This is a genomic window from Herbaspirillum sp. GW103 (assembly GCF_000261365.1).
In the GTDB taxonomy this organism is placed as follows: domain Bacteria; phylum Pseudomonadota; class Gammaproteobacteria; order Burkholderiales; family Burkholderiaceae_D; genus Herbaspirillum.
Map to the genome: position 1 here is coordinate 1,031,715 of NZ_AJVC01000003.1, position 12,247 is coordinate 1,043,961.

A 12,247-nucleotide genomic window follows, 5' to 3' on the forward strand; every position below is an offset into this window, starting at 1 on the left:
CGTTGACCTTGGCGCAAGGCCACGACTAAGGAGACGACATATGGATCTGGTGGAAAAATTCGATGCCAAGGGCAAGACCGGCGCACCTTACCACGTAGAGGTGTACCAGACGCAACAGGACGAGGCTGACCAGGCTGCCCAGGCCTTCAGCCGCAGCTACAAGCTAACCGATGGCCGTGCGCTGGATCCCCTGACCAACGAGAAATTCAGGATCGTTCAGACCGGCGAAAAGATCTACCGCGTCTGAGCCCGCCCTGGACCAGCAACCAGCCGATCAGGCCGGCACCGCAAGGTGGCCGGCCTTTTTGTTGCCTGCGCGGACGGTACAAAGCTTCATATGCAGGTATAAGCACCGTCTGCATTGACAATGGCGCCGGTCATGAGACTGGCGGCGTCCGAGGCCAGGAAGGTCTCTCGGGGCAGGAACTGCGCAGGCAGATCAGAACGCATCCCCCGGCACCCGCACCCAGCCTTCCATCAGCACCCGCGCGCTGCGGCTCATGATGGCCTTGGTGACGACCCACTGGCCGTCTTCCAGCTTCGCTTCCGCACCGACACGCAAGGTCCCGGACGGATGGCCGAAGCGCACGCTGTGGCGTTCGCCCCCACCCGCCGCCAGGTTCACCAGCGTCCCCGGAATGGCCGCTGCCGTGCCGATGGCCACGGCAGCCGTGCCCATCATGGCGTGGTGCAGCTTGCCCATGGACATGGCGCGCACCAGTACGTCAGCGTCCTTCTCCGTGACAGTCTTGCCACTGGAGGAGATGTATTGCTTGGGCGGTGCAACGAAGGCCACCTTGGGCGTGTGCTGGCGGGTGGCTGCTTCTTCCACCTTGTTGATCAGGCCCATGCGGATCGCCCCATGCGCGCGGATCGTTTCGAAGCGCGCCAGCGCGGCGGGATCGCTGTTGATGGCGTCCTGCAGTTCGGTGCCGGTATAGCCGATCTCGTCGGCATTGAGGAAGATGGTCGGGATCCCGGCATTGATCATGGTGGCCTGGAAGCTGCCCACGCCGGGCACTTCCAGGGTATCGACCACATTGCCGGTGGGGAACATGGCGCCACCCGCGCCTTCTTCCTCAGCGGCCGGGTCCATGAATTCCAGCTGGACTTCGGCGGCGGGGAAGGTGACACCATCCAGTTCGAAGTCACCGGTTTCCTGTACCTGTCCGCCGCGAATGGGGACGTGGGCCACGATGGTCTTGCCGATGTTGGCCTGCCAGATGGTGATGACGGCCACACCATCCTGCGGCAGCTTCGAAGGATCCACCAGACCGGCAGAAATCGCGAAGGGGCCGACCGCCGCCGACAGGTTGCCGCAATTGCCGCTCCAGTCGACGAAATCCTTGTCGATGGAGACCTGGCCGAACAGGTAATCGACATCATGGCCGGGTCGCTCGCTGCGCGAGATGATGACCGTCTTGCTGGTGCTGGAGGTGGCGCCGCCCATGCCATCGATCTGCTTGCCGTAGGGATCGGGACTGCCGATCACCCGCTGCAGCAGCTTGTCACGCGCGCGGCCCGGGACGCGGGCGGCTTCGGGCAGCTCGTCCAGCTTGAAGAAGACGCCCTTGCTGGTGCCGCCACGCAGATAGGTGGCGGGGATACGGATCTGGGGGACTTGGCTCATGCTTGTTCCTTGGCGTTCTGGCCGACGTTGGCGGAGGCTTCCAGGAAATCCTGGGCGAAGCGCTGCAGCACGCCGCCGGCTTCGTAGATCGAGACTTCTTCGGCGGTATCGAGGCGGCAGGTCACCGGCACTTCCACGCGTTCGCCATTCTTGCGGTGGATCACCAGCGTCAGGTCGGCGCGCGGACGGCGCTGGCCGATGACGTCATAGGTTTCGGTACCGTCGATGCCGTAGGTATTGCGGTTTTCACCGGCCTTGAATTCCAGCGGCAGCACGCCCATGCCGATCAGGTTGGTACGGTGGATGCGCTCGAAGCCTTCTGCCACGATGGCTTCCACACCGGCCAGACGCACACCCTTGGCAGCCCAGTCGCGCGAAGAACCCTGGCCGTAGTCGGCGCCGGCGATGATGATCAGCGGCTGCTTGCGCTCCATGTAGGTTTCGATGGTTTCCCACATGCGCATGACACGGCCGTCCGGTTCCAGGCGCGCCAGTGACCCTTGCTGCACGCTGCCGTCGGCCTTCCTCACCATTTCGTTGAACAGCTTGGGATTGGCGAAGGTGGCGCGCTGGGCGGTCAGGTGGTCGCCGCGATGGGTGGCGTAGGAATTGAAGTCCTCTTCCGGCAAGCCCATCTTGGCCAGGTATTCGCCAGCGGCGCTGTCGAGCAGGATGGCGTTGGAGGGCGAGAGGTGGTCGGTGGTGATGTTGTCGCCCAGCACGGCCAGCGGACGCATGCCCGAGAGCGTACGCTCACCGGCCAGCGCGCCTTCCCAGTAGGGCGGACGGCGGATGTAGGTGCTTTGGGGACGCCAGTCATACAGCGGGCTGACCGACTGGCTGCGGTCCACGCGGGCGGCAAACATCGGCGTGTAGACATTGCGGAACTGCTGCGGCTTGACGGCGGCGGCCACCACGGCGTCGATTTCTTCATCGCCGGGCCAGATGTCCTTCAGGCGGATTTCGCGGCCCTCGGCGGTCACGCCCAGCACATCCTGTTCGATGTCGAAGCGGATGGTGCCGGCAATGGCATAGGCCACCACCAGCGGTGGCGAGGCCAGGAAAGCCTGCTTGGCGTAAGGATGGATGCGGCCATCGAAATTGCGGTTGCCGGACAGTACGGCGGTGCTGTAGAGATCGCGGTCGATGATTTCCTGCTGGATCTTGGGATCGAGCGCGCCGGACATGCCGTTGCAGGTGGTGCAGGCAAACGCCACGATGCCAAAGCCCAGTTTTTCCAGGTCGGCGGTCAGTCCGGCTTCGTCCAGATACAGTTCAACGGCCTTGGAGCCGGGCGCCAGCGAGCTCTTGACCCAGGGCTTGCGGGTCAGGCCCAGGCGATTGGCGTTGCGCGCCAGCAGACCGGCGGCGATCACGTTGCGCGGGTTGCTGGTATTGGTGCAACTGGTGATGGCGGCGATGATGACGGCGCCGTCGGGCATCTTGCCCGGTTCGTTCTCGACCTTGCCGGCGATGCCTTGGGCGGCCAGTTCGGAGACCGGCAGGCGCTTGTGCGGATTGCTCGGCCCCGCCAGGGTGCGCACCACGGTGGAGAGGTCGAAGCGCAGTACGCGCTCGTACTCGGCTTTGCTCAGAGTGTCGGACCACAGGCCCGCTTGCTTGGCATAGGTTTCCACCAGCTTGACCTGCTCATCGTCGCGGCCGGTCAGCTTCAGATAATCGATGGTCTGCTGGTCGATCGAGAACATGGCCGCCGTGGCGCCATATTCCGGCGCCATGTTGGAAATGGTGGCGCGGTCACCCAGGGTCAGGCTGGCGACGCCCTCGCCGTAGAATTCCAGATAGGCGCCCACCACCTTCTGCTTGCGCAGGAATTCGGTGAGCGTAAGCACAATGTCGGTGGCGGTAATGCCCGGCTGGCGGCGCCCGGTCAGTTCCACCCCGATGATGTCGGGCAGGCGCATCCAGGAGGCGCGGCCCAGCATGACGTTTTCGGCTTCCAGGCCGCCCACGCCGATTGCAATCACACCCAGCGCATCCACGTGCGGGGTGTGGCTGTCGGTGCCGACCAGGGTGTCGGGGAAGGCCACGCCATCCTTGGCATGGATCACCGGCGACATCTTCTCCAGATTGATCTGGTGCATGATGCCGTTGCCGGGCGGGATCACGTCCACGTTCTCGAAGGCCAGCTTGGTCCAGTCGATGAAGTGGAAGCGGTCTTCATTGCGGCGGTCTTCAATCGCACGATTCTTTTCAAACGCCTGCGGATCATCGCCGCCACATTCCACCGCCAGCGAGTGGTCCACGATCAGTTGCACCGGTACCACCGGATTGACCTTGGCCGGGTCGCCGCCCATGTCGGCAATCGCGTCGCGCAAGCCGGCCAGGTCCACCAGCGCGGTCTGGCCCAGGATGTCGTGGCACACCACGCGCGCCGGGAACCACGGGAAATCCAGCTCACGCTTGCGCTCGATCAACTGGCGCAGCGAATCGGTGAGGGTGGCCGGATCACAGCGGCGCACCAGGTTTTCTGCCAGCACGCGGGACGTGTAGGGCAGGGTTTCCCAGCTGCCGGGACGAATCGCCTCGACGGCGGCGCGGGCGTCGAAGTAGTCTAGTCGGGTGCCGGGCAGTTGCTTGCGGTATTGGGTATTCATGGCGGTTGGCTCGTGTCTCGTTGATGGAATGGTTCTTGTGCGGGGGATGCGTTCAGGCCTGGTCACGCTGCTGGCCTGAGCCGCCGGGACCGGTCTGGGCGATCTGGTGTTCGATGTTGCGGCGGGAAGCGCCGATGTGGCGCCGCATGAGCAGGTCGGCCAGTTCACCGTCGCCGTCTGCCAGGGCATCGAGGATGCGGTGATGTTCGGCAAAGGCCTGGCGCGGACGGTTGGGGGTGGCCGAATACTGAATGCGGTACATGCGCGCCAGCTGGTACAGCTCACCGCAGAGGATGCGGGTCAGGATCTGGTTGCCGCTGGCCTGGATGATCTTGTAATGGAAGTCGTAGTCGCCTTCCTGTTGGTAATAGCCGCGCCCGGCCTGGAAGGCCTCGTCTTTCTCGTGGGTATCGAGCACCCGTCGCAGTTCGTCCAGCTCGGCCCGGCTCATGCGTTGCGCGGCCAGGCGGCAGGCCATGCCTTCCAGCGATTCGCGGATCTGGAACAGTTCCACCAGCCCCTCCAGCGTCAGCGACACCACCCGCGCACCCACATGCGGCACGCGTACCAGCAGGTTCTGGCCCTCCAGCCGGTGGATGGCCTCACGCAAGGGCCCCCGGCTGATGCCATAGGTGCGCGCCAGTTCAGGTTCGGAAATCTTGCTGCCTGGCGCAATCTCACCCTGCACGATGGCGCTCTGAATCTTGCGAAAAACGTGTTCGGAGAGCGTTTCTCCCTCACGTTCGGCGCCGGGCAGTGCAATCAGCTCGCTCATGGGTTTTTCGTCGTGTCGACAATATTTTGAAATTGATGCGTTTCATCATAGCACTTTGCCCAAAAAAGGGAAGAAGTGTCGACACTATAATATTTTCGGCACTGGGTAGTAAAAAAATAGCATGAGGCAATTTTCGTTACAGGTGAGAAAATTCAGCCGCCCGCTGGGAATATATGAAGAAGCGTCTCAAAATTTTTCTATTTATTTCCTTATATGCGGGAATCGTTCGCCCAAAGTGAGAATTTAACCTTATATTGCCGCCATGGACTCTCCACAAACCTCTACCATCGTTGACCGCGTTCTCCACGTACTCGCCGGCGTGGCCCGTGCCGGCAAGCCCGTCAGTGCCAAGCAGATTGCTGCGATGGTGCAACAACCGGTCAGTACCGTTTATCGCCACCTGGCATCCCTGAAGAAGTGGGGCTTGTTGCAGGAGCACATGAATTCCGGCACCTTCGAGCCGGGTCCGACCGGTGTGCAGCTGGCGTGGGGGTTCGATCAGAATTCCAACCTGATCAGCCAGAGTCGCGAGGAAATCATTTCCCTGGTCCAGCGCAGCGGCGAGAGCGTGGGCCTGCTGGTACCGATCAACGGCCAGATGGTCTGCATCGCCATGGAAGAAAGTGACCAGCCTTTGCGCTGTTCCTTTACCAAGGGGCGGGCACATCCCTTGCTTAAGGGAGCATCGGCCAAGAGCCTGCTGGCTTTCATGCCACGCAAGCTGCAACAGAAACTGGTGGCCGACCAGCTGGGCGACAAGCCCGAGGAAGCCGCCGCGCTGGAGGCGCAGCTCGATGAAATCCGCCGCCGTGGCTACTCCATCAGCGAGAGCGAAGTGGACCTGGGCGTGTGGGGTGTCTCGGTGCCCATCATGACGTCCAATGGCCGTCTGGAAGGCACCATCACCTTGATGGCACCGGCGCTGCGCGTGGGCAATCGCGAGCAGGAACTGGTCCGCATGACGGTGGAGTCCGCGCAGCGCATCTGCAATCGTTTTTAAGCCAGTCAGGCTGCGCCGTCCGCAGAAGACGGTGCTGGCTGGACGCGGGAGGACCCTGTCCGGGTCCGGGGATGAATAATCCATTTGCGCCGGTAACCCGGCGTCCAGTCCATGTCGTCGTTTCTACCGAGGAACTCATGATGAAGCTTTCCAAGCTGCTTTGCGCCTTTATGGCCAGCCTGTCCCTGCTGGTGGCGGTCGCGCCGGCCGCCCGCGCTGCCGATAACGTGATCCGTGTCGGCACCGATGCCACCTTCCCGCCGATGGAGTTCGTCAAGGATGGCAAGCGCACCGGCTTTGATGTCGAACTGATGGAAGCCCTGGCCAAGACCATGGGCAAGAAGATCCAGTGGGTCGACATCGACTTCAAGGGCCTGATCCCCGGCCTCATCTCCAACCGTTTCGACATTGCCGCCTCGGCCATCTACATGACCGACGAGCGTCGCAAGGTGGTCACCTTCAGCGATCCCTATTACCGTGGTGGTCTGGCCGTGCTGGTGCGGCGTGACGACAACAGCATCAAGGTGCCGGAAGACCTGAACCGCGGCAAGCGCGTCTCGGTCCAGGTCGGCACCAAGTCGGTGAGCTATCTGCGTGACAACTTCCCCGGCGTGGAACGCGTGGAAGTCGAAAAGAACCAGGCCATGTTCGATCTGCTGGCCACCGGCCGCGTCAATGCGGTGGTGACCGGCCGTCCGGCTGCGGTCGAATATGCGCGTACCCAGCCGCTGGTGCGGGTGCTGGACAAGGGACTCACGACCGAACTGTATGGCTTTGCCCTGCGCAAGGACGATACCGTGCTCACCGAGCATCTCAACAAGGCGCTGCAGACGCTGCGCATCAACGGGACCTACGACGCGCTGACCGACAAGTGGTTCGGCAAGAAACAGTAAGCGCCTCCACGCCTGGCCCGGCCATTGCACCGGGCACCTCCATCTTCCTTGTGCATGCTCGACCTGGTCTGCTTGATGCCGGCCGGGCCAGGGCCTCCTTTTGCCGGAGCACCTCATGAAACTGGATTTTTCGGGCGTCTGGGACAGCTGGCCCTCGCTCCTCCACGGCACCCTGGTGACCGTGGAAATCACCGCCGCCTCGCTGGTGCTGGGCTGCGTGCTGGGCCTGCTGGTCGGACTGGGCCGGCTCAACCCGCAGCGCCGCCTGCTCTACGGACTGTGTACCTTCTATCTCACGCTGGTGCGGGGGACGCCCTTGCTGGTGCAATTGTTCCTGTGGTTCTTCGGGTTGCCGCACGTGGGCGTGATCCTGCCGGCCTACGTGTGCGGAATCCTCGGGCTGGGCATCTATAGCGGCGCCTACATTTCTGAAATCGTGCGCGGCTCCATCCAGTCCATCGAGCGCGGGCAGATGGAAGCGGCACGCTCGCTGGGTCTGCCATATCGCATGGCGATGCGGCGCGTGGTCCTGCCGCAGGCCTTCGTACGCATGATCCCGCCCCTGGGCAATGAATTCATCGCGCTGATCAAGAACTCGGCTCTGGTCTCGCTGCTGACCATCGCCGACCTGATGCACGAAGGCGAGAAGATCATCAGCATTACCTACCGCTCGCTGGAGACCTATCTGGTCATCGCGCTCATCTACCTGGTGCTGACCAGCGTGACCACGCTGGCGCTGCGCCGCATCGAGAAGGTCCTGCGTTCGGAAGGGAGGGTGTGATGCAAGAACTCATGGTCAACGTCAAGGGCTTGCGCAAATCCTTCGGCAGCCAGCTGGTCCTCAAGGATATCGATTTTGTCGTGGCACCCAGTCAGGTGGTGGTCATCATCGGCCCCAGCGGCAGCGGCAAGAGTACTTTCCTGCGCTGCCTCAACGGGCTGGAGACCGCCGAGGGCGGCACGGTAGTGGTGAGCGGACATCCGGTGGTGGAGGGCGGACGCATGATGCCCGAAGCCATGCTCGACGCCCTGCGTGCCGAGGTGGGCATGGTGTTCCAGTCCTTCAACCTGTTTCCCCATCTGAGCGTGCTGGACAACATCACCCTGGCGCCTACCTGCCTGCGCGGCGTACCGCGCAGGACGGCCCAGGAGCAGGGGCTGCAACTGCTCAGGAAGGTCGGGCTGGAGCACAAGGCCAGGGACTATCCCGGCACCCTGTCAGGTGGCCAGAAGCAGCGGGTGGCCATTGCCCGTGCGCTGGCCATGGCGCCCAAGGTGATGCTCTTCGACGAACCCACCTCGGCGCTGGATCCGGAACTGGTCGGCGAAGTGCTGCAAGTGATGAAGGACCTGGCCGGCGAAGGCATGACCATGCTCATCGTCACGCACGAGATGGGTTTTGCGCGCGAGGTGGCCGATGTGGTGGTGGTGATGGATCACGGCAGCATCGTCGAATCCGGCCCCCCTTCCGAGATTTTTACTTCACCTCGTGAGGCGCGCACCCGCAGTTTCTTGCAAACCATGCTGGCCCGCGAGGTGGGCCATGACGCGTAAGGCCGGTAGACTGGCGGTCTCCGGGCCGCCGTCACGGACTGGCGCCATCCGGTTTGTCGGTGCGCTGGGCGAGGTGGATGCCGTGCCCTGGAAGAACGAGGGCGGGCAGACCCGCGAACTGTGCGTGGAGCCCCCGGAGGCTGATTTCGCCAGTTTCGTGTGGCGCGTGAGCGTGGCCGATGTGGGCGCGGATGCCGATTTTTCCAGCTTCGAGGGCATCGACCGCACCATCGTTCTGCTCGAAGGCGGCGGCTTCACCATGCACAGTGCGGGGCGGCAGGTGCACGATCTGGCGCACTGCTTTGTCCCGCATGCCTTCCCCGGCGAGCAAGCGGTCCAGGTGCGGCTGCATGGTGCACCGACGCTGGACTTCAACCTGATGGTGCGGCGCGAATTCGCAGAGGGCAGGGTAGTGGTACTGGACGAGCGCAATTCCCGCCGCCTGCCCGGCAACAGTACCTTGTTGTATGTGGCGCAGGGCTCGGCCTGCCTGTCCGATGAACATGGCCTGCAACAATCCCTGCGCGCGGGCGAATTTGCGCGCCTGGCTCCGGGCGATGGCGCAGCAATGCCGGACCTTCTGTGCGCGCCGGGAGCAATTGCATTGCTGGTCTGCATCGTCCCGAGGTGACGGAAAGAACGAGCAGGTGAGCCTCGAAACGCCGATATCGCACTGATTCCACCCGCTGCAAGCGGCAGAGCGAGGTCCGGCATACACTACACAACCGCCAATAACAAAGGTGAGCACATGGCATCGCTTGGCGAACCAACACTGCAACAAGCGCAGGCGCATCCACAGCAGCAGGCGCTGTTCTGCCCGCTGGCGCTGCTGCCGGATGGCTGGCAGCGCAACGTCCTGCTGCGCTGGGATGATACCGGCAGGCTCATTGAGGTCAGCGCCGGCAGCTCCTGCGGCACGGCCAGGCAGGCCGCCGGGCCGGTGATTGCCGGCATGCCCAACCTGCATTCACATGCCTTCCAGCGCGCCATGGCCGGCTTGACCGAAGTCATGGGCAGCCCGTCGGACTCTTTCTGGAGCTGGCGCAAGCTGATGTATCGCTTTGCCCAGCGCCTGCAGCCCGAGCATCTGGAAGCCATCGCCCGTCATCTGTACATCGAGATGCTCAAGGCCGGTTACACCTCGGTCTGCGAATTCCATTATCTGCATCATGCCCCAGGCGGCTTGCCCTATGCCGATCGCGCCGAACTGGCCCTGCGGCTGATGCAGGCGGCGGCCGATGTCGGTATCGGCATGACCCTGCTGCCGGTGCTGTACCAGTACGGCGGATTTGGCGGCCAGCCCAGTTCGGGCGAGCAGGCGCGCTTCATCAGCTCCCCCGATGAGCTGCTGGCGCTGCGCGAACGCCTGCTGCAAGCCTTGCCGGAGAACCCGATGCGCCGCTATGGCGTGGCACCGCATTCGCTGCGGGCGGTGTCGCCACAGGGGCTGGAGGAACTGGTCATCGGTTTGCGCCGCCAGCGCGGCGGGCACGACGCCCCGGTCCACATCCACATCGCCGAGCAATGGCGCGAAATCCAGGATTGCCTGGCCTGGTGCGGCCAGCGCCCGGTGCAGTTGCTGCTCTCCCTGCAGGAAGTGGATGGCCGCTGGTGCCTGATCCACGCCACCCACATGGATCAGGCGGAATACCAGGCGCTGGCGGCCAGTGGCGCGGTGGTGGGACTGTGCCCCACCACCGAGGCCAATCTGGGTGATGGCATCATCGATGCCGGGCAGTTGCTGCATTCCCGTACGCCCTGGGGCATTGGTTCGGACAGCCATATCGCCATCAACCCGCGGTCCGAATTGCGGCTGCTGGAGTACGGACAGCGGCTGCATCACCGGCGACGCAATGTCCTGGCGTCCGAAGCGGCACCGGCCACGGCCGACCGTCTGTTCATCCAGGCCGTCGCCGGTGGTGCCGCCGCCTGCGGCCGCGCGGTCGCCGGGCTGGCCGTGGGACAGCAGGCCGATTTCGTGATCCTCGACGGCGATGATGTCAACCTGGCCGACCGCAGTCCGGCGCAACTGCTCTCGGCGCTGGTATTTTGCGAACACGATGGCCAGCCCATCCGGGATGTCCATGTCGGCGGGCGTCGGGTCGTCAGCGCCGGGCAGCACCCCTTGCAGGACCAGGCGCGCCGCGCCTATCGCGACACGATGGCCGATTTGTTGAAAGAGTGAGGAAGTTCCATGCAAGACATGCCCAATGCGATCTACCAGCTTCACCAGGGCAGCTCGCCGCTGCTCATTTCCATGCCACACGTCGGTACGCTGCTACCGGAGGAACTGCGGTCCTCCTACAGCCCGGTCGGCTTGCAGGTCGACGATACCGATTGGCACATCGCCGAACTCTATGACTTTGCGGCCGATCTTGGGGCGTCGGTAATTCGTCCTTTTCATTCACGTTACGTGATCGATCTCAACCGGCCGGCGGACGGACAGAGCCTGTACCCGGGGCAGAACACCACCGGATTGTGTCCGCTGACGACCTTCGACAATCTGCCGCTCTACCGTGATGGCTGCGAGCCCGATGCCACCGAGATCGCACGGCGCCTGCAACGCTACTGGCATCCCTATCACGCCGCCCTGCAGGCCGAGCTGGCACGGTTGAAGTCACTGCACGGTTACGCGCTGCTGTGGGACGCCCATTCGATCCGTTCGGTGATTCCGCACCTGTTTGACGGCGAGCTGCCGGTCTTCAATTTCGGCACGGCCAGCGGCGCCGCCTGCGCCCCCGGCGTGGGCGAGGACTTGCTGGCGCTGGCGCAGCAACTGGCACCGCATAGTCCGGCGGTGCTCAATGGCCGTTTCAAGGGCGGCTACATCACCCGGCATTACGGACAACCGGCACAGCAGGTGTACGCCATCCAGCTGGAGCTGGCCCAGCGCAGCTACATGCAGGAACAGTCGCCCTACGCCCTGCAGGCCGCGCTGGCAGAGCAGGTCAGGCCGGTGCTGGCGCAACTGGTGAGGCGCTTCATGGCGTTTCGACCCGCCGCGGCCGGCGCCATTTGATCCAGCGCAAAGGCAGGGCGGCTGTGACGCTGCAGCCGGTACGGCTTGATACATGTCAAATCCGTCCATGCAGGTGAGGCTTAGTATGCAGTCATACCAAGTCAACGCATTCCAGTCACCTGCTGAGGTCATCATGTTCAAGAACATCCTGTTGGCAACCGATGGTTCCCGTCTATGCAACGAGTCCGTGAAGGCTGCCATCGCGCTGGCCAAGAGCTGCGGCAGCACTCTGGTCGGCTTGTCGGTGGCAGGCAACCTGCGGGCCCTGTCGATTCCCGAAGTCAGCGTCGGCGTGGATGTGGCGCGTACCGATGAGGCCGGGCGTGAACGCGCAATGGCCAGCGTCGAGATGATCACCGCGATGGCCCGTAAAGAAGGCGTGCCCTGCACCGTGCAGGTGGCACAGGGCGGACGTCCCTACGAAGAAATCATGCGCGTAGCCGAGCGCGAGCATTGTGATGCCATCATCATGGCCTCCAAGGCGCGTTCCACACTGGGGCGGCTGCTGCTGGGCAGCCAGACGCAGAAGCTGCTGGCACACAGCAAGGTTCCCGTGCTGGTGTATCGCTGATTGGTATCGCTGATTGCCGAAAAGATGAGGAGATGAAGAGATGCGCATGAAATGCGTGCGCATCGGACGGTTCAAGATACCGTCATGAAGGTTTGTGGTGTGGAGGGTCGGGCCGTTCCTGTGGAGAGGGACGGCCCATTTTTTTTGTCCGCGCATGGCCAGCCTTCGGCCGAAAGATTGGAGAAAA

12 protein-coding genes are annotated in these 12,247 nt (G+C 63.4%); 9 read left to right on the forward strand and 3 right to left on the reverse strand.

Annotated elements, in window-relative coordinates; translation table 11 throughout:
* Positions 1-40 precede the first annotated feature (40 nt).
* On the forward strand, positions 41-247 hold the full coding sequence (locus GWL_RS08185) for a hypothetical protein (RefSeq protein ID WP_008328628.1): 207 nt from the start codon (positions 41-43) through the stop codon (positions 245-247).
* A 192-nt stretch (positions 248-439) separates the two neighbouring features.
* Here GWL_RS08185 and prpF read toward each other — a convergent pair whose 3' ends face one another.
* Genes prpF through GWL_RS08200 form a run of 3 tightly spaced genes read right to left on the reverse strand, consistent with a single transcriptional unit; the run spans position 440 to position 5,023 of the window.
* Entirely contained in the window at positions 440-1,630 is a 1,191-nt protein-coding gene (gene prpF, locus GWL_RS08190) for a 2-methylaconitate cis-trans isomerase PrpF (protein WP_008328630.1), read from the reverse strand.
* Positions 1,627-4,248 carry a Fe/S-dependent 2-methylisocitrate dehydratase AcnD gene (acnD, locus tag GWL_RS08195; RefSeq protein ID WP_008328631.1) on the reverse strand — a complete coding sequence of 874 codons (2,622 nt, stop codon included), beginning with the start codon at positions 4,246-4,248 and terminating at the stop codon, positions 1,627-1,629. Before acnD ends, prpF begins: the two co-directional genes overlap by 4 nt.
* 52 nt (positions 4,249-4,300) lie before the next feature.
* Positions 4,301-5,023: a GntR family transcriptional regulator gene (locus GWL_RS08200; RefSeq protein WP_008328632.1), complete on the reverse strand. Its 723-nt coding sequence runs from the start codon at positions 5,021-5,023 to the stop codon at positions 4,301-4,303.
* A gap of 262 nt (positions 5,024-5,285) precedes the next feature.
* Between GWL_RS08200 and GWL_RS08205 the strand changes: the two genes are divergently transcribed.
* The 8 genes from GWL_RS08205 to GWL_RS08240 all read left to right on the forward strand — a co-directional run bounded on the left by GWL_RS08205 (position 5,286) and on the right by GWL_RS08240 (position 12,060).
* Positions 5,286-6,023, forward strand: coding sequence for an IclR family transcriptional regulator (locus tag GWL_RS08205; protein ID WP_034332582.1), 738 nt, complete (start codon positions 5,286-5,288; stop codon positions 6,021-6,023).
* Between the two features lie 140 nt (positions 6,024-6,163).
* On the forward strand, positions 6,164-6,916 hold the full coding sequence (locus tag GWL_RS08210) for a glutamine ABC transporter substrate-binding protein (protein ID WP_008328648.1): 753 nt from the start codon (positions 6,164-6,166) through the stop codon (positions 6,914-6,916).
* Between the two features lie 115 nt (positions 6,917-7,031).
* Positions 7,032-7,697 carry an amino acid ABC transporter permease gene (locus GWL_RS08215; protein WP_008328649.1) on the forward strand — a complete coding sequence of 222 codons (666 nt, stop codon included), beginning with the start codon at positions 7,032-7,034 and terminating at the stop codon, positions 7,695-7,697.
* Positions 7,697-8,470, forward strand: a complete 774-nt coding sequence (locus GWL_RS08220) for an amino acid ABC transporter ATP-binding protein (protein ID WP_008328650.1) — start codon at positions 7,697-7,699, stop codon at positions 8,468-8,470. The genes GWL_RS08215 and GWL_RS08220 overlap by 1 nt, the downstream gene beginning before the upstream one ends.
* Entirely contained in the window at positions 8,460-9,101 is a 642-nt protein-coding gene (locus tag GWL_RS08225; RefSeq protein WP_050978072.1) for a HutD family protein, read from the forward strand. Before GWL_RS08220 ends, GWL_RS08225 begins: the two co-directional genes overlap by 11 nt.
* A gap of 117 nt (positions 9,102-9,218) precedes the next feature.
* On the forward strand, positions 9,219-10,655 hold the full coding sequence (locus GWL_RS08230) for a formimidoylglutamate deiminase (protein WP_008328652.1): 1,437 nt from the start codon (positions 9,219-9,221) through the stop codon (positions 10,653-10,655).
* 18 nt (positions 10,656-10,673) lie between these two features.
* Positions 10,674-11,489 carry an N-formylglutamate deformylase gene (gene hutG / locus GWL_RS08235; protein ID WP_034350599.1) on the forward strand — a complete coding sequence of 272 codons (816 nt, stop codon included), beginning with the start codon at positions 10,674-10,676 and terminating at the stop codon, positions 11,487-11,489.
* 133 nt (positions 11,490-11,622) lie between these two features.
* Positions 11,623-12,060 (forward strand): universal stress protein, encoded by a 438-nt coding sequence (locus tag GWL_RS08240; protein ID WP_008328654.1) that lies wholly within the window; start codon positions 11,623-11,625, stop codon positions 12,058-12,060.
* Positions 12,061-12,247: the final 187 nt, after the last annotated feature.